Below are 19,319 nucleotides of genomic sequence, written 5' to 3' on the forward strand. Positions count from 1 at the left end.
GCTGCACATGTCCGTGGGCAGCCGGGGAGGAGCGCCACGATGACCGTCCTTGAAGACAGGATCGAGATGGCCGACGAGAGCGGCGAGCTGACTCTGGACGTCATGTTCGAGTGGCTCGAGAAGATGCCCGTCCCCGAGGGAACGAAGGTCGAGATCGTCGGGGGAAACATCTTCATGTCGCCGCAGCGTCAGACCCACTGGGAGATCATCTTCGGCATCCTGGAGCAGCTGCGCGCGAAGTACCCGCGCAACCGCCTCGCCTCTGACGTGCGGATCGACTTCCCGGGGCACCTGAACGGTTTCGCCTGTGACGTCGCGGCAATGGCCGAACGCTCGGTGAAGGACGGCAAGGGCCGCTGGCGTTACCAGGACATCGAGTTCGTGGCCGAGGTCATCTCCAAGGACACCGCTGCCAACGACTACAGCCCGAAGAAGCTCACCTACGCCCTCGCCGAAGTCCCCGTGTATCTCATCGCCGATCCGTACGAGGGCATGTGCCGCGTCTACACCCAGCCCCACGACGGGGACTACGCCACCGAGACGAAGGTCCACTTCGGCGACACCGTGGACCTCACCGGCTCGGTCGTCGGCCTGACCCTCAAAACCGACGAGTTCCCGCGGGACTGATCGCTGTCACAGGCGTCAGGAGGGCTCGGTGTCGGTGGGGGCCGGCATGTGGAGGGTGTCGAGGAGTTGCCGGTAGGTCGGGGCCAGCGTCGCCGCCTGCTTGTGGGAGCTGATGCTCACCAGCTGGACGTAGTGCTTGCCGTCGTCGATGAAGCGTGTGGAGCCGACGGTTCCGTTCTTGGCGGAAAGCCGGGCGTCGAGGGTACGACGGCCGTTCACGTCGGTCTTCTTGGTGACCGTGCTGGTGAGCATGTCACGGGGGGACTGGGAGTACTGGTTGTACCCGTCCAGGAAGGCCCGAAGGTTGTCCTTGAGGTCCTTCGCGCCGTGGACGTCGAAGACCGCGAAGCCGGTGACCTGGTCGTCGTTGCCCGCCATGTAGATGCGGCCGTCCATGCCGTCCTTGGCCTCGGTGAACTTCTGGACCTTGGGTTTTCCGGGCAGCTCGACCTTGATGCCGCTCGGGGCGTCGGTGACCTCCACCCAGTGATCGGCAGTGACGGCACCGGTGGGCGGCGGTGCCTCCGTGACGGCGAACGCGCTGCCGGGCAGCAGCACACCTCCGGTGACGGCGACCGAAGCGGCGAGCAGCGCATGACGGTGGAATCGAGTACGAGGAGTATGAAGGGTCATGGGAATGCACTTCCTGCGGTGGTGGGGTTGGGGGAGCGCGGCCGAACGGCCTCGTGTCCATTAGGCCGGGAGCCGCCCGCCGGGTCATGTCACTGCATGGCGTGGCACGGGAACCCGGGACTTGACACCGAGCCGCTTGCATAGAGCGCACTCCAAGCCGTTGGCTTGTGGACCATGAAGTACACGCAGCTAGGACGCACGGGACTCAAGGTCGGCCGACTCGTCCTCGGCACCATGAACTTCGGTCCGCAGACCGATGAAGCCGACAGTCACGCGATCATGGACGCGGCGCTGGACGCGGGCATCAACCTCTTCGACACCGCCAATGTGTACGGCTGGGGCGAGAACAAGGGCCGTACCGAGGAGATCATCGGGAACTGGTTCGCCAAGGGCGGCGAGCGGCGCGACAAGGTCGTGCTGGCGACCAAGGTGTACGCGAACATGGCCGCCGACGGCGAGCCCTGGCCCAACCACGACAAGCTCTCCGCGCTCAACATCCGGCGCTCGGTGGACGCCAGCCTGAAGCGGCTGCGGACCGACCACATCGATCTGTACCAGTTCCACCACGTCGACCGCAGCACTCCCTTCGAGGAGATCTGGCAGGCCATCGACGTCCTGGTCCAGCAGGGGAAGATCCTTTACGCCGGGTCCAGCAACTTCCCCGGTTACAAGATCGCCCAGGCCAATGAGATCGCCGCCCGGCGCGGCGGCACCATCGGCCTCGTCAGCGAGCAGTGCCTGTACAACCTCGCCGAGCGCCGCGCCGAGATGGAGGTCATTCCGGCCGCGCGGGAGTACGGCCTCGGGGTCATCCCCTGGTCGCCGCTGCACGGCGGACTGCTGGGCGGCGTGATCAAGAAGGAGGCGCAGGGTGGGCGGCGCTCCTCCGGCCGGGCCGCCGACTCGCTCGCCAACACCGTCATCCGCGGGCAGGTCCAGGCGTACGAGGATCTGCTCGACAAGCACGGGGTGGAGCCGGGTGAGGCGGCGCTGGCCTGGCTGCTGACCCGGCCCGGTGTGACTGGCCCGATCGTGGGTCCGCGCACCGCCGAGCAGCTGGAGTCGGCCCTCAGGGCCGTGGAGCTGGAGCTGTCGGAGGAGCTGCTGGCGGGGCTGGACGAGATCTTCCCGGGTCCGGGGCCGTCCCCCGAGGCGTTCGCCTGGTAGCCGCTGCCGACGGCAGGGCGAAGCGGCGGCGGTCTACTTTCCGAGGGCCGCCGCCAGCGCCACCACCACGAACATCAGCACAAGCGCACCGGCCATGATCCGGTTCCGGGTTTTCGGGTCCACGCACTCGAGCCTAACCGGCCCCGCCGAGTGGCCAGCGGGCGACCGCCTCGTACCGGGGCTCCTCCCCGGGCACCCCGGACCTGGGCAGGTTGCTGCGCACCAGGGCCAGGTCGGCCACGGTCCAGGTGCGGCTGGTGAAGCCGCGGAGGTTCTCGACGTACGGCCGTACGTCCACCGAGTCCCGGCTGCGTGCCACCGTCAGATGGGCCTTGTACCGGCGGTGCTCCCCCATCGGCACCCCCGCCCTGCGCGCTGCGGCCTCCGCCCGGTCCGCCAGCAGCCGCAGCGTCTCCAGGTCGCCCTCGGCTCCGGCCCACAGGGCCCGCCCGTGCCCGAACTGGCCGCCGCCCGCGACGGCGAGGGGGAAGGACGCGGTGCGGTGGGCCGCGCGCTGCAGCCGCTCCGACAGCTCCGGTACGAGTTCGTCGTCGACCTCGCCGTAGAAGGCGAGTGTGTAGTGCCAGCCGGGCCGGCCGGTCCAGCGCAGCCCGTCGGCACCGGGCAGCCGACGCAGTTCGTCCACCTCCGCGGCAAGTTCGTCCGTCACGTCCTCCGGGGGCAGTACGGCGGCGAAGAGTCTCATACGGTCACCCTCCCAGACGCGGCGGGCATGATGGGTTCATGGTGATCGCCATTCGGGAAGGCAGCCTCGACGACGTTCCACTGATCCTCGGCATGTTCGACAGCTCCGTGGCCTGGCTGGTCGCCCAGGGAAGGACCCGGCAGTGGGGCGTCGAGCCGTTGTCGGAGAACCCGCGCGCGGTGGCCATGATCGAGCGGACGGTCGGTGAGGGCTCCCCGTACATAGCAGAGGTGGACGGCGTCCCGGCCGCCACCCTCACCCTCACCGACTCGCCCGGCCCGTATCTGGAGCCCGCCGGCGAGCCCGAGCGCTACATCCACCTCCTGGCCTCCGACCGCCGCTTCAAGGGTCGGGGCGTCGGCGCCGCGCTCCTCACCCACGCCGCCGAGGAGACCCGCCGAGCCGGGATCTCCCTGCTCCGCGTGGACTGCTACGCGGGCGACGACGGCAAGCTGGTCGCCTACTACGAGACCAACGGCTTCACCCGGACCGAGGCCTTCACCTTCGGCAAGGACGAGTGGCCGGGCCAGGTACTGGCCCGAAGGGTCGTGTAGCCCCTCACGCCGCCGTCGCCAGTTCCTGCTCGCGCGGGACGAACCGGACCCGTGGGTGGCCGTGGCTCCAGCCCACCGTCAGGCGGAGGCCGCCCACGCGGGCGAGGATCAGGCCGACGGTGACCGCCGCGGCGGCCGAGATGGCGCCGCCGAGGGCGAAGCCGATGCGGGGGCCGTAGGTGTCGGTGACCCAGCCGACGATCGGTGCGCCGATCGGCGTGCCGCCCACGAAGACCATCATGAACAGGGCCATCACCCGGCCGCGCATGGCCGGGTCGGTGCCCATCTGGACCGCGGTGTTCGCGGTGACGTTGACCGTCAGGCCGAACATGCCGATCGGGATCATGAGCAGCGCGAAGAGCCAGTACGAGGGCGCCAGCGCGGCCACGATCTCCAGGGCGCCGAAGGCCACCGCGGCCGCGATCAGGATGCGGAGGCGGGCCGTGCCGCGGCGGGCGGCGAGCAGCGCGCCGACCAGGGAGCCGACCGCCATCAGGGTGTTGAAGAGGCTGTAGGCGCCGGCGCCGCCGTGGAAGACGTCGTCGGCGTAGGCCGACAGCCACACCGGGAAGTTGAAGCCGAAGGTGCCGATGAAGCCGACCAGGACGATCGGCCAGATCAGCTCGGGGCGGCCGGCGACATAGCGCAGGCCTTCCCTCAGCTGGCCCTTGCCGCGCGAGGCGCGCTCGACCACGTGCAGCTCACGGGCTCGCATCAGCAGCAGGCCGGCGATGGGGGCGACGAACGACAGGCCGTTGAAGAGGAAGGCCCAGCCCGTGCCCACGCCGGTGATCAGCAGACCGGCGACGGCGGGGCCGACCAGCCGGGCCGACTGGAAGTTGGCGGAGTTGAGGCTGACCGCGTTCTGCAACTGCTCGGGCCCGACCATCTCGGAGACGAAGGACTGGCGTGCCGGGTTGTCGACGACCGTGGCGAGGCCGACGGCGAAGGCGGCGAGGTAGACGTGCCAGACCTGGACGTGTCCGGTGAGGGTCAGCGCGGCGAGCGCGAGGCCCGTGAGCGCCATGGACGCCTGGGTGACGAGCAGCGTGGGGCGCTTGGGCAGGCGGTCGACGAGGACGCCGCCGTAGAGGCCGAACAGCAGCATCGGCAGGAACTGCAGGGCCGTCGTGATGCCAACGGCCGCGGAGGAGCCGGTGAGGCTGAGCACCAGCCAGTCCTGGGCGATGCGCTGCATCCAGGTGCCGGTGTTGGAGACGACCTGGCCGATGAAGAAGAGCCGGTAGTTCCGGATCCTCAGCGAGCTGAACATCGAGGATCCGCGGGTACGGCCAGGGGTGGTGGGAGTGGTCGGTGCGGGGGCGGAAGGTGCTCCGGATCCCGTACTCAAAGTGGGTTCGCCTCCTTGTTTGATTCCTTACAGGTGTGCGAGCTTCTCCAGCACGGGGGCGGCGGCGCGGAGTTTCGCCCACTCGTCCTCGTCGAGGCCCTCGACCAGGCCGGCCAGGAACGCGTTGCGCTTGCGGCGGCTCTCCTCGAGCATCGCCTCGGCCTGCTCGGTCCTGGTGACGACCTTCTGGCGTCGGTCCTCGGGATGTGGCTCCAGACGGACCAGGCCCTTGGCCTCCAGCAGCGCCACGATGCGGGTCATCGACGGCGGCTGGACGTGCTCCTTGCGGGCGAGTTCGCCCGGTGTGGCCTGGCCGCAGTTGGACAGGGTGCCGAGCACCGACATCTCGGTGGGGCTCAGCGACTCGTCGACCCGCTGGTGCTTGAGGCGACGGGACAACCGCATCACGGCGGAGCGCAGGGAGTTCACGGCGGCAACATCGTCGCCATGGGTAAGGTCCGGCATGTTCTTTAGCGTAACTCATTACTCTCGCTAAATACCACCGGCGACACGCCCGAATGGCCGTGACCCTGGCCACTGAACCGTCTCATCACCCGAACGAGTGAGTCGAGCGCGGAAAGTGACGCGGCGGACGACCCGATGTGGCGACCCTCATGTGCATGGGGACCACAGTGCTCAGCGTGCGGATGGACCGGGAACTGCTCGACCGGCTCCGGCACCACGCGGCGAAAAGGGGAATGAGCGTCCAGGACTATGTGGTCCGGACGCTCATTCGGGACGACTTCGACGAACGGTTCCAGACCGCCGTCGAGGAGACGGAGAAGTTCTACGGGGTCACCTGAGCGCGGCTCACGTGAGGCCGAGGGCGGGCATCAGGTAGTAGAAGGTGAACACGGCGGCGACGACGTACATCGGGCCCGGGATCTCGCGGGCGCGCCCGACCACGAGCCGCATCAGCACGAAGGTGATGAAGCCCATGCCGATGCCGTTCGTGATCGAGTAGGTGAACGGCATCATCACCATCGTGATGAAGGCCGGGATCGCGATGGTGTAGTCGGCCCAGTCGATCTCCTTGACCGAGCCGGCCAGGATCAGGAAGCCGACCGCGAGCAGCGCCGGGGTGGCGGCCTGGGACGGAACCATCGTGGCGACGGGGGTGAGGAACAGGGCGACGCCGAACAGTGCGCCGGTGACGACGTTGGCGAAACCGGTGCGGGCGCCCTCGCCGACGCCGGCCGTGGACTCCACGAAGGCGGTGGTCGCCGAGGAGGAGGTGGCACCGCCCGCGGCGACCGCGAGACCGTCGATGAAGAGCACCTTGTTGATGCCGGGCATCTCGCCCTTGGCGTCGGTCAGCCTGGCCTCGTCACTGACGCCCATGATCGTGCCCATGGCGTCGAAGAAGCAGGACAGCAGGACGGTGAAGACGAAGAGGACGCCCGTCAGGACCCCGACCTTGCCGAAGCCGCCGAAGAGGCTGACCTGGCCGATGAGCCCGAAGTCGGGGGTGGAGAAGGGATTGCCCGGCCACTTCGGGGTGGTGAGGCCCCAGGAGGGCACATGGGCGACGGCCTCGATGATCAGCGCGAGCACGGTCATGGCGACGATCGAGATGAGGATCGCGCCGGGGACCTTGCGCACGATGAGCGCGAGCGTGAGCAGCGCGCCGAGGATGAAGACGAGGACCGGCCAGCCGTTGAGGTGACCGTCGGCGCCGAGTTGGAGCGGCACGGTGGTGTGGGCGACGTCCGGGATGCGGCTGATGAAGCCGGAGTCGACGAGGCCGATCAGCATGATGAACAGGCCGATTCCGATGGAGATGGCCTTGCGCAGCCCGTAGGGCACCGCGTTCATGACGCGTTCGCGCAGCCCGGTGGCGACGAGCAGCATGACCACGAAGCCGGCCAGGACCACCATGCCCATGGCGTCGGGCCAGGACATGCGCGGCGCGAGCTGCAGGGCGACCACGGAGTTCACACCGAGACCGGCGGCGAGCGCGATCGGCACGTTGCCGATGACGCCCATCAGCAGGGTCGTGAAGGCGGCGGTGAGAGCGGTGGCCGTGACCAGCTGCCCGTTGTTGAGCTGGTGCCCGTAGATGTCCTTGGCGTTGCCCAGGATGATCGGGTTCAGCACGATGATGTAGGCCATCGCGAAGAACGTGGCGAAGCCGCCGCGGACCTCGCGCGGCAGGGTGCTGCCCCGCTCGGAGATCTTGAAGAAGCGGTCGAGGGCGCCGTAGGACGGCATGCTCCCCGGCTGTTCGGGGGCGGGAACCTTGGCGGGTGCCGGGGTGGACATGCGGGACCTCATCACCGAAGGGACTCCCCCAAGACCCTTTGGACTTTCATACGATCAGAAGCGGCCAGAGACAAACGGTTTCAGTATGAACGTATGAGAACCTGAGCGCTATCTCCGCGCGTAGACACCAGGGGTTCCTGTCAGCCTCGTAAGCTGTGCGCATGACGAAGTGGACCCCCAAGCACGAGGCGCCGGAGCCCCTGGAAGGCCCCGTGGTCGCCACCATCACCGGCGGCACGATCGTCTGGTTCGTCCTCTTCCTGGTCCAGCTGCCGTTCTACGGCTGGTTCGACGACCACGACCACACCTGGTGGCTGTGGACCTGCCTGGCCGGCGGCGGCCTGGGCCTGATCGGCATCTGGTACGTCCGCAAGCGTGACGCGGCGCTCAAGAGGGCGGCGGCGCTCAAGGAGGCAACGGCCAAGTAGGCCGAGCGACAAGCAGGCCGTACAAGCAGGCCGTACAACCAGCGCACGACCCTCCTCCTCCCCAGGTCGGATCTTCCCGCCACTCGGCAGGTGAAGCCGTACATACGCACGTACCGTCGAATGCATGACGCACATCGACGCGGGAGCGGAACTGGACCCTGTGCACCCGGTGCCGGCCCCGTCGGCGCCCGAGTCGAGAGGGCTGACGTCCGCCGAGGTCGCGGAGCGCGTCGCCCGCGGTCAGGTGAACGACGTCCCGGTCCGCAGTAGCCGCACGCTCTCCGAGATCGTCCGTGCGAACGTCTTCACCCGCTTCAACGCGATCATCGGCGTCCTCTGGCTGATCATGCTGTTCGTCGCCCCGATCCAGGACAGCCTCTTCGGCTTCGTGATCCTCGCCAACACCGGCATCGGCATCGTTCAGGAGTGGCGGGCGAAGCAGACCCTCGACTCGTTGGCCGTGATCGGGGAGGCCCGGCCCACCGTCCGCCGTGACGGCGTCGCGACCGAGGTCAGCACCTCGGAACTCGTTCTCGACGACCTCATCGAGATAGGGCCCGGCGACAAGATCGTCGTCGACGGCGTGTGCGCGGAGGCCGACGGGCTGGAGATCGACGAGTCCCTCCTGACCGGCGAGGCCGACCCCGTCGTCAAACACCCCGGCGCCGAGGTCAGGTCCGGCAGCTTCGTCGTCGCGGGCGGCGGCGCCTTCAAGGCCACCAGGGTCGGCCGCGAGGCGTACGCCGCCCAGCTCGCCGAGGAGGCCTCCCGTTTCACGCTCGTCCACTCCGAGCTCCGCAGCGGCATCTCGACGATCCTGAAGTACGTCACCTGGATGATGATCCCGGCCGCCATCGGCCTGGTCGTCACCCAGCTCTTCGTCAAGAACAACGAGCTCAAGGACGCCATCGCCCGCACCGTCGGCGGCATCGTCCCCATGGTCCCGGAGGGGCTCGTCCTCCTCACCTCCGTCGCCTTCGCGATCGGCGTCATCCGCCTGGGCCGACAGCAGTGCCTCGTCCAGGAGCTCCCCGCCATCGAGGGCCTCGCCCGCGTCGACACCGTCTGCCTGGACAAGACGGGCACGCTGACCGAGGGCGGGATGGACGTCACCGAGCTGCGCATGCTGGGCGACGGCGACGAGACGTATGTGCACAAGGTCCTCGGGGCGCTCGGCGAGTCGGACCCCCGGCCCAACGCCTCCCTCCAGGCCGTCATCGACGCCTACCCGGACAGCGACGAGTGGCGCTGCGTCGAGTCGCTGCCCTTCTCCTCCGCCCGCAAGTACAGCGGCGCCACCTTCAGCGAGGGCGACGGCGAGACCAGCACCTGGCTCCTCGGCGCCCCCGACGTGCTCCTCACCGACGGCGCCCCGGCCCTGGCCGAAACCGAACGACTCAACCGGGAGGGGCTGCGCATCCTGCTGCTCGCCCGCGCCACCCGGGACCTCGACGACACCGACGTCGCCAAGGGCGCCAGGCCCACCGCCCTCGTCGTACTGGAGCAGCGGCTGCGCCCCGACGCCGCCGATACCCTGCGTTACTTCGCCGACCAGCACGTCCGCGCCAAGGTCATCTCCGGCGACAACGCGGTGTCCGTCGGCGCGGTCGCGGCCAAGCTCGGGCTCAGCGGTACGACGGTGGACGCGCGTCGGCTGCCCGAGGAGCGGGCGGCGATGGCGGCCGCCCTCGACGAGGGCACCGTGTTCGGCCGGGTCACCCCGCAGCAGAAGCGGGACATGGTCGGCGCGCTCCAGTCGCGCGGGCACACGGTCGCGATGACCGGCGACGGCGTGAACGACGTGCTGGCCCTGAAGGACGCCGACATCGGCGTGTCCATGGGGTCGGGTTCCGAGGCCACCCGCGCGGTCGCCCAGATCGTGCTGCTCAACAACAGCTTCGCCACCCTGCCCTCGGTGGTCGCGGAGGGCCGCCGGGTCATCGGCAACATCACCCGGGTGGCCACGCTGTTCCTGGTGAAGACCGTCTACTCGGTGCTGCTGGCCCTGCTGGTGGTGTGCTGGCAGGTGGAGTACCCCTTCCTGCCGCGGCATCTGACCCTGCTGTCCACCCTCACCATCGGCGTCCCCGCCTTCTTCCTCGCCCTCGCGCCGAACACGGAACGCGCTCGGCCCCACTTCGTACGGCGGGTGATGCGGTACTCGATCCCGGGCGGTGTGGTGGCCGGGGCGGCGACCTTCGTGACGTATCTGATCGCCCGGCACTACTACACGGGCGAGGGCTCGCTGGACGCCGAGACCAGCGCGGCCACGCTCACGCTCTTCCTGATCTCGATGTGGATCCTGGCGATCATCGCCCGCCCCTACACCTGGTGGCGGGTGCTCCTGGTGGCCTCGATGGGCGTGGCGTTCCTGTTCGTGCTCGTGGTGCCCTCGCTGCAGAGCTTCTTCGCGCTGAAGCTGGTCGGGGTGACGATGCCGTGGACGGCGGTGGCCATCGCCGTGGTGGCGGCGGTCGCCCTGGAGTTCCTCTGGAAATGGGTCGACCGCCGCTTTCCCGCGTGACGCGGATTACTGCACGTCGACGAAGTCACCCGTGGCGTTGACCGCCGGCGTCGTCGAGGTGCCCGCGAAGCTGAAGCGCCAGTATCCGTCGTAGTTCGCTGTGGTGGTGGTCTTCAGGTTGCCGTAGGAGTCCGTGTACACCGTCTTGACGGTGGTGTACGTGCTCGTGCCCGCCTTGCGGAACTGCAGCTTGACCGGCTGGTTGGTGTAGCCGTGGTACAGGTTGTCGTCCCAGTTGGCGCGGGACAGCTTGCCCGTCACCGTGAGGGTCTTGCCCTTGGCGATCGGCTCCGGGCCGGCGTTCACCGTGAGCTTGGAGTAGCGCTGCACCAGGGTGCTGCCGAGGCCGCTCTGGTCCTTGAAGCCGACCTTGCTCAGGTCGGGGTTGCTCTGGTCCTGGCCGTTGAAGGCGACCGCCTCGGCCGCCACGCCCCAGGTACCGGCGTCCGCGCTCTTCGGATCGGAGTCGGTCGGGTAGATGTCGACCGTGCCGGTGCAGGTGGCGGTGGTCGACGAGGTGGGCGTGCAGGTCGCCGGGTTGTCGCCGTACAACTCGGGGGACGAGTCGCTGTAGCTGCCCTTGTAGAGGAAGGCGTCCGTGTAGAAGTCGCTCTTGGTGATGTCCACGTCCGCACCGTGCGTCAGCGTGTACGAGTAGGTCGTGCTGACCTTGTTGGTGGTACCGACCTTGATCGCCTTGGCGATCGTGACGTTCGAGAAGCTCACGTTCAGCGTGTACGGCGTCCCGCTGGTCGGAGCGGCCTGCGCGGCCGGCACGGCGAGGGCGGAGAGGGCCAGGGCGCCGGAGACGGCAGCCACGGTGGCACGAATGCGCATGTGCGTTCCCCTGGGGGAGAAGTGATCGTGGAGTCGGTTGACTCGAGCGATCAGATCCGTGAGGGGCGCAACTGGTTGTACGTCAAGAGCGGCTACCGGCCAGATTTGAGCCTCGCATTGCCGACTCATGACGGAAGTGAGAGAAAGCGCTGCGGCTCCGGAACGGCGGGCGCCCGGAGCCGCAACCCGGCGCCTACTGCACGTCGACGAAGTCACCCGTGGCGTTGACCGCCGGGGTCGTCGAGGTGCCCGCGAAGGCGAAGCGGTAGTAGCCGTCGGCCGACGCGGTGGTCGTCGTCTTCAGGCTGCCCGTGGAGTTGGACTTGATCGTCTTCAGCGTGGTGTAGGTGCTGGAGCCCTTCTTGCGGAACTGCAGCTTCACCGGCTGGTTGGTGTAGCCCGCGTACTTGTGGGTCTCCCAGTTGGCGCGGGACAGCTTGCCCGTGACCGTGATGGTCCTGCCCTTCTTCACCGGCTCGGGCGCGGCGTTGACCGTCAGCTTGGAGTTCCGCTGGACGAGGGTGGTGGCGAGGCCGAACTGGGCGGAGCTCTTCTCGGCCTTGAAGTCCAGGGCGATCGCGGCGCCGTGCCAGGTGCCGGCCTGGGAGTTCTTCAGCTCCGAGCTGCTCGCGCCCGACGGGTAGATCTCGATCGAGGCCTTGCACACGGCGGTGGTCGCCGAGGTCTCGGCACAGGTCGCGGGCTCGTCGGGGCCCAGGTCGTTGTCCGGGGCGGTGGAGGAGCCACGGTAGATCGCGGGCACGGTGACGAAGTTCTCGGAGGTGACGTCGACGTCGGCACCGTGGGTCAGCTTGTAGCTGACCACGGAGGAGACGTGGGCGGTCGTACCGACCTTGATCGCCTTGGCGATCTTGAAGTCGGAGAAGGAGACGTCCAGGTCGCCCACCGGTTTGGAGGCGGCGCTGAACGCGCTGTGGCCGGACGCCTGCTGGGCGAAGACCTTCGCGAACCCGGAGCGGTAGGACGAGCTGCCGTCGGCGGCGTGCGCGGCCGGCACGGCGAGGGCGGACAGGGCCAGGGCGCCGGATGCGGCGGCCACAGTGGCACGAATGCGCATGTGTTTCCTTGGAGGAGTGGTCGTGCGGGTGTTCCGGTGGATCCGGACTACTGCACTGCGGGCCTACTGGACGTCGACGAAGTCACCCGTGGCGCTGACCGCGGCGGTGGTCGAGTTGCCCGCGAAGGAGAAGCGGTAGTAGCCGTCGGCGGTGGCGGTGGTCGTGGTCTTCAGGGCGCCCGTGGAGGACGAGGTGACGGTCTTCAGCGTGGTGTAGGTGCTGGAGCTCTTCTTGCGGAACTGCAACTTCACCGACTGGGAGCCGTAGCCGCTGTACTTCAGCGTCTCCCAGTTGGCCCGGGTGAGGGCGCCGGTGACCGTGATGGTCCTGCCCTTCTTCACGGGCTCCGGCGTGGCGTTGGCGGTGAGCTTCGCGGCGCGCTGGAAGGCGAAGGAGCCGGCCTTCTCCTTCCAGATGTAGTCGTCGTCCTTGGCGTCGATCCACGCGGAGACGTACCAGGTGCCGGCGTTCTTGTTGCTGTAGTAGTCCGTCTTCGGGTCGATGGTCACCGAGGCGGTGCAGGTGGAGGTGGTGGCGTTGACCACGGCGCAGGTGGGCTTGCCGGTCGACTCAATACCGTAGCCGGGGCCGTAGAGGTCGAACTCCTGGGCGCCCTTGATGCCCGAGTCGTCCGTCGCCGTCACGCTGACCTTGATGGTCTTCGGGCTGGAGGTGCCCATGGACACCTTGTTGTCACCGTCCACGACCACCTTGGTGATCTTGGTGTCGCCGTAACCGCCGTCGGCGTGCGCGGCCGGCACGGCGAGGGCGGACAGGGCCAGTGCGCCACTCACGACGGCGACAGAGGCACGAATGCGCATGTGTTTTCCCCACGCTTGATTGCCTGTGGAGTCGCACGACTCCACAGGCATGACAGGGGACGGAAGTGAAAGGTTGTACGACTGGTAAGAAATCGGTGTGGGAGTTGCGGAGGTGAGTCGAACCAGGAGTCGCGGAGGTCAGTCGAACCAACGGTCCCGCGCCAGCTCCTGCGTCCGCGACGGGTCCTCCAGCAGGGCCGCCACCTCGAAGCGGCGCGGCCACTGACCCGCCGCCCAGGCGAGGCCCGCGGCGACACCTTCCAGGGTGGCCGCGTGCAGGACGCCGTCGCCGGTCAGCCGCCAGTCGATCTCGACGCCGTCCACGACCAGTTCCTCGTGCTCGACGTAGGTGTCCGGGGTGCGCGGGCCGAGCAGCACCCGCACCGGGTCCGGTACGTCGTGCTCGGTGCCCTCGGAGGTCACCTCGCCGGTGACGGACTCGCTCAGCCGCCGCACCTGGAACAGCTCGGCCAGCTCGGCGGCCCGGGACGGGCGGACCGGCAGCAGCGGGACACTGGAGGTGAAGGGCAGCAGGTCGGGCGAGTCGACCACGACCGCGTCGGCCGCGTCCACCACCGCCACCCGCCCGTCGGTCACGGCCCGCAGCTCGTCCGGCAGGGTCACCTGCTCCGGATCCAGCTCGGCCAACGCGCCGTACAACCCGTGTAGTTGGGCCGGGGTGACCGGCCGCTGCGGGTCGGCGAGGCGGTCCAGCAGTTCGGCGGCGCCGCCGGGCTCGTCCAGCAGGGCGGCCACGGAGGTCCGTACGCCCAGCGCGCGCAGCACCTGCTCGTCGTCGAAGCCGGTCGCGTCGGCCTCGTCGTACAGGCCGCGCAGCAGCGGGTCGCCGCCGGCCGCGAGCAGACCGGCGGGCCGGCGCCCGTCGAGGACGGGGTGTCCGCGCAGCCACCACGCCGTGTACGGGCGTACGACCTCGTGGGTGCCGTCGGGCAGCAGGATCCGTACCGGCTGGGTGAGGGCGTCGCGCAGCGGCGGCCGGGCGAGCAGGGAGAGTGCCTCGGGCCAGTGGTCGTCGTCCACCAGGTCGAGGTCCCGTACGGCGACGAGTTCGGTGGCGACCGGGGGCACCGGGCTGTCGGGGTAGCGGTCGAGGATGTCCTCGCACCACACGTCGACGGCGTCGAGCAGGCCGGCGTCGTCGGGCTCGGCGAAGTCCCCTTCCCTTGGCTCGAGTTCGTCCGGGTCCAGGACCACGTCCGTGGCGCGCACCAGGGCGAAGTCGGCGAGGACGCCGCAGGCGGCCAGCGGGCTCTCGCCCCACTTCTCGGCCAGGTCGGCATCCACGGCGGCCAGTTCGCCTTCGCGGATGACGCGGGCGAAGGGGCTGCCGGGGAAGACCAGCTCACCGGCGGGGGCGAGTTCGCCGTCCTCGTCGGGGAGGGCGAGGGCGCCCAGCCAGGGCTCGTCGCCCGGCTCCAGGCCCGCGTCGCGGACGAGGGCGAGGACGATGTCGGCCAGTTCCTCGGCGTCCGGCGCGTCCTCCTCCCAGCTCGCCCCGCCCTCGTCGTCCAGGGAGGCGGCGACGGCGGTACGCACCTGGGGCGTGGTGAGGACGGCCCGGGGGGTCGCGGGCAGGGCGCCGAGCTTCTCCAGGAGCGGATGGGCGGCGTCAGGATGGGCGACCTTCAGGCCGAGCCGGGCGAGGACCTCGGGGTCGATGCGGGTGGTGTCCGGTGCGGGCAGCAGGACCTGCCGGGGGCCGATCGTGGTCCGCCCGTCGGCGAGCGGTACGGGCAGGCCGGAGAGCCGGTCCGGGTCGACCCCGGCGAGGCTGTCGTAGAGCCGGTGCCACCAGTCCGGGTCCTTTTCCAGCCCGGCCAGCCGGTCGACCGCGTCGGCCAGCGGGAGGCGGGCGACGCCCAGCGTGCGCAGCTCGACGCGGCGTTCCAGGCCGGCCGGCAGCAGGGTGGGCAGGACCTCGGCCAGGACACGGACGGTGTCGCCGCCCGCGCCCTCGACGACCTCGGCGTCCCGGGGGCGCAGGGCCTCGGGGAGGTCCTCGGCGTGCGGCTCGGGCCCGACGGCGGGCGGGAGGAAGGCGGTGCGCGGGAGGCGGTCGAGGATCGCCTGGCGCAGCGCGCCGTCGAGCTCGCCCTTGCCGAGGGGGCCGGGCACGAGGTCGATGATGCTCTCGGCCACCGGGCGCCATTCGGCGAGGAGTTCGGTGTACGCGTCCGCCGCGCGCTGCACCAGGAAGTCGGTCAGCGGGCCGGGGGCGGCGTGCCGGCGGGTGGTGTCCAGCGGAAAGGAGGCGATGAGCAGGGCGGGCACGCCGAGGGGCTCGTCGCTGGGGGTGGGGGCGTGGACGACGGGGGTGGTGCGGGGGCGGACGGGGCTGCCGTAGGCGTCGACGGGTACGGCCCAGGTGACGGACCAGTGGGGGCGCAGGCGCTCCTCCACCGGGCGGTCGGCGAGCAGGGCCGGGGTGAGCGGGCCGTGCGTGGCGGAGGTGCGCCAGTGGGTGACGCCGTCGCGCGAGTCCTCCACGATCGTGAAGGGGCCGTCGGTGCGGCGGGTGAGCGTGCGGGGGGCCTCGCCGTTGATCTCGACGACGACTTCCGCCAGGCCGGGGAGGGCCAGCAGGAGGGCGTCGTCGACCGCCTGCAGGAGCCGTTCGGCCAGATCGGTGGCGGCCGTGTCGCGCAGCGGGAGGATGACGACCGTGTCGTACGGGTCGGGGGCGGTGCCCTCGGCGGCGAACGGGAGGCGCAGCAGGGGTACGTGTCCGTCGCGCCGGCGGATCTCGTCGCCCAGCCCGGGGCTGTGGCGGGCGGTTTCGGCGGCGTGTTCCCGGGCCTCGGCGAGGGACCAGCGGACTCCGCCGTGGCGCCCTACGACCGCGGGCTCGTCGGTGACGGCGAGTACGGCGGCGAAGCCGACGCCGAAGCGGCCGACGGTGCCCTGGTCTTCGTGGGCCTCACGCTTGGCGGAGGCGCGCAGGGTGGCCAGCGACTCGACACCGGCCGTGTCCAGGGGGGCGCCGGTGTTGGCGGCGAACAGGACGCCGTCGCGGAGGGTGAGCCGGAGGCGGCCGGGTGTCTTCGCCCGGGCGGCGGCGTCGGCGGCGTTCTGGGCGAGCTCGACGACGAGCCGGTCCCGGTAGCCGCCGAGGACCAGGTCCTCCTCGGCGTTGGCGTCCTCGCGGAAGCGGGCCGGGCTGGTGGCCCAGGCGTCGAGAACACCGCGGCGCAGACGGGCGGTGCCGAAGGGGTCGGCACCCTCGGCAGCGGGCCGCACGAACTTGCTCACGTTCACTCTCCTCATCGGCGTGACGATGCAAGGTACCGCGCCACTGCCCGTGCCTTTCCGCGCCCGGACTCCGTCCAGAGCCCTGCTCGCTCATCCTGGTGGGCCGAAGCTCGCCTCAGAGAGGCACAGGGTGCCGCTGCCGGCAGGGTTTCAACCCCTGGACCTCACCCGCCGCCGTACTCACTCGTCCCGGTGGGCTGTCGTCCCCGAGAGGACCACGTGCCACTGCCACCGGGTTCAACCCCTGCGCGCCCCACCCGACGACCGGCGGGACCGAGACCCGTCCCCGAGTCGGCCCACGCACCGCTGCCGCCAGGGCCCAGCGCCTGCGCCCTGCCCAAGGACCCGCGGGGCCGAAGCTGGTCTCCGAGTCGGCCCACGCACCGCTGCCGCCAGGGCTCAGCCCCGGAGGGACCCGCACCGCCCTCCTACGAGTGGCCGAGTTCTGCCGTCTCCTCGTCGCCCAGTGCCGGGACCGAGCCCGAGTCGGGTGCCGGACGCAGGGGGAAGGGGTCCACCTTCGTCTCGTCGATGACCGGTGCCGCCGGCTGGGGCGGCTTGGGCATGACCGCGGCCTCCGAGTGGCCGCCGCAGCCGTACGTGAGCGAGACGACGCGCCCGTCAGCCGGGGAGAACTCGTTCGCGCAGAGGCCGAAGGCCTGGCCGAGGGAGCCGCCGAGGGGGACCAGGAAGCCACAGGTCAGACAGGAGGCGGGGGCCGCCTGGGCCATCGGGGTCTTGGCGCCGAACGCCTCGTCCCAGCGGTCGGCGGCGACGTGCAGGCCGTAGCGGGACAGGACCCGGGCCCGGCGCATGCCGAGTTCCTCCGCCACCGAGGCGATCGAGCCCCGGGACGGGACCGTGGGCAGTGTGGCGGGCGCGCCGGGGGTGACCTCCGCGTCCTCCGCCTCCGCGAGTTCCGCCATCTCGTGCGACACGGGGGAGCTGGGCAGGGGCTGGTCCTCGCCGGAGTAGCCGGGCTCCAGCCGGAGGTCCTCGGCGTCCGTGGGAAGGAGGTCGCCGGGGCCCATGTCGCCGGGCCGCAGCCGCTCGCTCCAGGGCACCCACTCCGGGGCGAGGAGCGCGTCGGGGCCGGGCAGCAGGACGACCTCGTCCAGCGTCACAACCTTCGCGCGGGACGCCCGGGTCACGGTCGCCGCCCAACGCCAGCCCCGGTAGCCGAGCTCCTTGCACTCGAAGAAGTGCGTGACAACGCGGTCGCCCTCGGACACCAGGCCGGCGTGCTCGCCGACCACGCCCGGGGCGGCGGCCTCCTCGGCTGCGGCGCGGGCGAGGTCGACGGCCTCGGCGCACAGGCGGTCGGGGGTGCGGCTTCGCGTGCTCGCTGCGCTCACAGGTATCGCTTCTCTCCTACGCCGTCTCACGGGTGCGCCTGCCTTTGGCGGTGGGGCGGACGGAGCGGACCTGTGGGCCGCATCGACGTCCGCGTCCGATCGCTCTCGGGCGCACCTCTGCCATCCATTCTGCGGGATGGCTGAGATACGCACGCTACCTGTTCGTGGGCGCTGGGCCTACACCGACGGGACAGTACGCCGTTTCAAGCCGGTGTTTGACCCGCCGGACGCGCCGTAACCGCACTACGGACCATCATCTCAGGGCACTATGAACGTCGTGGCAGCCGCGAAGTCGTCCCAGGGCGCCACCGGGGTCGGTGGGGTCAAAGGGAGCAGTCGAGGTGGCGGTGCGGGCCGGATGCGCGGCGCCGTCCGCTCCGTCGGCCGTGCCCTGCACTTCCCGGTGACCGGAACCGCCCGCGGCATCCGGAGGGCGACGCATGCGCACGGCGCGGGCGAGTCGGGGCTCGGGAAGCTGATCGAGCTGCACGCGGTGAACGGCGCCGGCGACGTCATGATCACCGTCGCCCTCGCCTCCACCGTCTTCTTCTCGGTGCCGACCGACGAGGCCCGCGGCCGTGTCGCCCTCTATCTCGCCATCACCATGGCCCCCTTCACGGTCCTCGCGCCCGTGATCGGCCCCCTGCTCGACCGTCTGCCGCACGGCCGGCGCGCCGCGATGGCCGGCGCGATGTTCGCCCGTGCCCTGCTCGCGCTGATCATCTCGGGGGCGGTGGCCGGCGGCCGTCTCCAGCTGTACCCGGCCGCGCTGGGCGTCCTCGTCGCCTCGAAGGCGTACGGGGTGGTGCGCAGCGCCGTCGTGCCCCGGCTTCTCCCGCCCCGCTTCTCCCTGGTGAAGGCGAACTCCCGGGTCACCCTCGGCGGGCTCCTGGCCACCGGTATCGCCGCGCCCGTCGGGGCGGGGCTGCAGGCCGTCGGTTCGAGCTGGCCGCTGTACGGCGCCTTCGTGATCTTCGTCGCGGGTACGTTCCTGTCCTTCTCCCTGCCGCCGAAGGTCGACTCGGCCAAGGGCGAGGACATCGCGCTGCTCGCGGCCGACGAGGAGCATCTGCACGGGCCGCACCTCAAGCCGGTGAAGCGTCCGGGGCTGCGCACGGTCGGCCCGGCCGTCACCCACGCCCTCGGCGCCAACGCCGCCCTGCGCTGTCTGTCCGGCTTCCTGATCTTCTTCCTGGCGTTCCTGCTGCGCGAGCACCCGCTGACCGGGGAGAGCGCGGCGGTGTCCATGGGGATAGTGGCCGTCTCGGCGGGCGTGGGCAACGCGCTCGGTACGGCGGTCGGGGCGTGGCTGCGGTCGAGGGCGCCGGAGATCATCATCGTGACCGTGGTCGCGGTGGTGCTGGGCACGGCGATCGTCGCGGCGGTGTTCTTCGGCGCGTTCCTGGTGGCCTGTCTGGCCGCGGTCGCCGGGTTCGCGCAGGCGCTGGCCAAGCTGTCCCTGGACGCGCTGATCCAGCGGGACGTGCCGGAACTGGTCCGTACGTCGGCGTTCGCGCGCTCCGAGACGCTGCTGCAGATGGCGTGGGTGTTCGGTGGCGCGGTCGGCATCGTGATGCCGCTCAACGGCACGCTGGGCCTGACGGTGGCCGCCGTGATCGTGGCCGCCGGCTGGCTGACCACCCTGCGCGGTCTGCTCGGCTCGGCACGCCAAGGGGGCAGGACACGGCCGCGAGTGGCGTAACGA

At 70.4% G+C, this 19,319-nt stretch carries 17 protein-coding genes; 7 read left to right on the forward strand and 10 right to left on the reverse strand.

What is annotated here, in order from left to right; all coding sequences use genetic code 11:
• The first annotated feature begins 39 nt into the window (after positions 1-39).
• Positions 40-627, forward strand: a complete 588-nt coding sequence (locus tag N8I87_RS18060; RefSeq protein ID WP_263210071.1) for a Uma2 family endonuclease — start codon at positions 40-42, stop codon at positions 625-627.
• 15 nt (positions 628-642) lie between these two features.
• Here the strand turns inward: N8I87_RS18060 and N8I87_RS18065 are convergent, their stop codons facing one another.
• The gene (locus N8I87_RS18065; RefSeq protein ID WP_263210072.1) at positions 643-1,260 is read right to left on the reverse strand and encodes a hypothetical protein; all 618 of its coding nucleotides are present in this window, start codon (positions 1,258-1,260) and stop codon (positions 643-645) included.
• A gap of 174 nt (positions 1,261-1,434) precedes the next feature.
• Between N8I87_RS18065 and N8I87_RS18070 the strand changes: the two genes are divergently transcribed.
• A complete protein-coding gene (locus N8I87_RS18070) occupies positions 1,435-2,427 on the forward strand; it encodes an aldo/keto reductase (RefSeq protein WP_263210074.1) in 993 nt (330 codons plus the stop codon).
• 133 nt (positions 2,428-2,560) lie between these two features.
• Here N8I87_RS18070 and thpR read toward each other — a convergent pair whose 3' ends face one another.
• Complete coding sequence (gene thpR / locus N8I87_RS18075; protein WP_263210076.1) at positions 2,561-3,133, reverse strand: RNA 2',3'-cyclic phosphodiesterase; 573 nt, start codon at positions 3,131-3,133, stop codon at positions 2,561-2,563.
• A 38-nt stretch (positions 3,134-3,171) separates the two neighbouring features.
• Here thpR and N8I87_RS18080 point away from each other — a divergent pair, with 38 nt between their 5' ends.
• Positions 3,172-3,687 carry a GNAT family N-acetyltransferase gene (locus N8I87_RS18080; protein WP_263210078.1) on the forward strand — a complete coding sequence of 172 codons (516 nt, stop codon included), beginning with the start codon at positions 3,172-3,174 and terminating at the stop codon, positions 3,685-3,687.
• 4 nt (positions 3,688-3,691) lie between these two features.
• Here the strand turns inward: N8I87_RS18080 and N8I87_RS18085 are convergent, their stop codons facing one another.
• Both N8I87_RS18085 and N8I87_RS18090 read right to left on the reverse strand, forming a co-directional pair.
• A complete protein-coding gene (locus tag N8I87_RS18085; RefSeq protein ID WP_263210080.1) occupies positions 3,692-4,960 on the reverse strand; it encodes an MFS transporter in 1,269 nt (422 codons plus the stop codon).
• 105 nt (positions 4,961-5,065) lie between these two features.
• Positions 5,066-5,503, reverse strand: a complete 438-nt coding sequence (locus N8I87_RS18090) for a MarR family winged helix-turn-helix transcriptional regulator (protein WP_263210081.1) — start codon at positions 5,501-5,503, stop codon at positions 5,066-5,068.
• Positions 5,504-5,658: 155 nt separating this feature from the next.
• Between N8I87_RS18090 and N8I87_RS18095 the strand changes: the two genes are divergently transcribed.
• Positions 5,659-5,841 (forward strand): ribbon-helix-helix protein, CopG family, encoded by a 183-nt coding sequence (locus N8I87_RS18095; protein ID WP_263210083.1) that lies wholly within the window; start codon positions 5,659-5,661, stop codon positions 5,839-5,841.
• A gap of 7 nt (positions 5,842-5,848) precedes the next feature.
• Here the strand turns inward: N8I87_RS18095 and N8I87_RS18100 are convergent, their stop codons facing one another.
• On the reverse strand, positions 5,849-7,300 hold the full coding sequence (locus N8I87_RS18100; protein WP_263210085.1) for an NCS2 family permease: 1,452 nt from the start codon (positions 7,298-7,300) through the stop codon (positions 5,849-5,851).
• Between the two features lie 161 nt (positions 7,301-7,461).
• Between N8I87_RS18100 and N8I87_RS18105 the strand changes: the two genes are divergently transcribed.
• Both N8I87_RS18105 and N8I87_RS18110 read left to right on the forward strand, forming a co-directional pair.
• Positions 7,462-7,728 carry a DUF2530 domain-containing protein gene (locus N8I87_RS18105; protein WP_263210087.1) on the forward strand — a complete coding sequence of 89 codons (267 nt, stop codon included), beginning with the start codon at positions 7,462-7,464 and terminating at the stop codon, positions 7,726-7,728.
• Positions 7,729-7,852: 124 nt separating this feature from the next.
• The gene (locus N8I87_RS18110) at positions 7,853-10,252 is read left to right on the forward strand and encodes an HAD-IC family P-type ATPase (protein ID WP_263210088.1); all 2,400 of its coding nucleotides are present in this window, start codon (positions 7,853-7,855) and stop codon (positions 10,250-10,252) included.
• Between the two features lie 6 nt (positions 10,253-10,258).
• On the opposite strand, the gene N8I87_RS18115 is transcribed toward N8I87_RS18110, so the two are convergent.
• The 5 genes from N8I87_RS18115 to N8I87_RS18135 form a co-directional block, all read right to left on the reverse strand.
• Positions 10,259-11,089 (reverse strand): hypothetical protein, encoded by an 831-nt coding sequence (locus N8I87_RS18115; protein ID WP_263210090.1) that lies wholly within the window; start codon positions 11,087-11,089, stop codon positions 10,259-10,261.
• Between the two features lie 193 nt (positions 11,090-11,282).
• Complete coding sequence (locus N8I87_RS18120; RefSeq protein WP_263210092.1) at positions 11,283-12,167, reverse strand: hypothetical protein; 885 nt, start codon at positions 12,165-12,167, stop codon at positions 11,283-11,285.
• 63 nt (positions 12,168-12,230) lie between these two features.
• Complete coding sequence (locus N8I87_RS18125; RefSeq protein WP_263210094.1) at positions 12,231-12,989, reverse strand: calcium-binding protein; 759 nt, start codon at positions 12,987-12,989, stop codon at positions 12,231-12,233.
• A gap of 138 nt (positions 12,990-13,127) precedes the next feature.
• Positions 13,128-16,259: a sacsin N-terminal ATP-binding-like domain-containing protein gene (locus N8I87_RS18130; RefSeq protein ID WP_263210095.1), complete on the reverse strand. Its 3,132-nt coding sequence runs from the start codon at positions 16,257-16,259 to the stop codon at positions 13,128-13,130.
• Between the two features lie 428 nt (positions 16,260-16,687).
• Positions 16,688-17,614, reverse strand: a complete 927-nt coding sequence (locus tag N8I87_RS18135; RefSeq protein WP_263210097.1) for a DUF3027 domain-containing protein — start codon at positions 17,612-17,614, stop codon at positions 16,688-16,690.
• Positions 17,615-17,972: 358 nt separating this feature from the next.
• Between N8I87_RS18135 and N8I87_RS18140 the strand changes: the two genes are divergently transcribed.
• Positions 17,973-19,316: an MFS transporter gene (locus N8I87_RS18140; protein ID WP_411577380.1), complete on the forward strand. Its 1,344-nt coding sequence runs from the start codon at positions 17,973-17,975 to the stop codon at positions 19,314-19,316.
• The last annotated feature ends 3 nt before the right edge of the window (positions 19,317-19,319 follow it).

Origin of the sequence: Streptomyces sp. HUAS 15-9 (assembly GCF_025642155.1) — a bacterium.
Classification (GTDB): Bacteria; Actinomycetota; Actinomycetes; order Streptomycetales; family Streptomycetaceae; genus Streptomyces.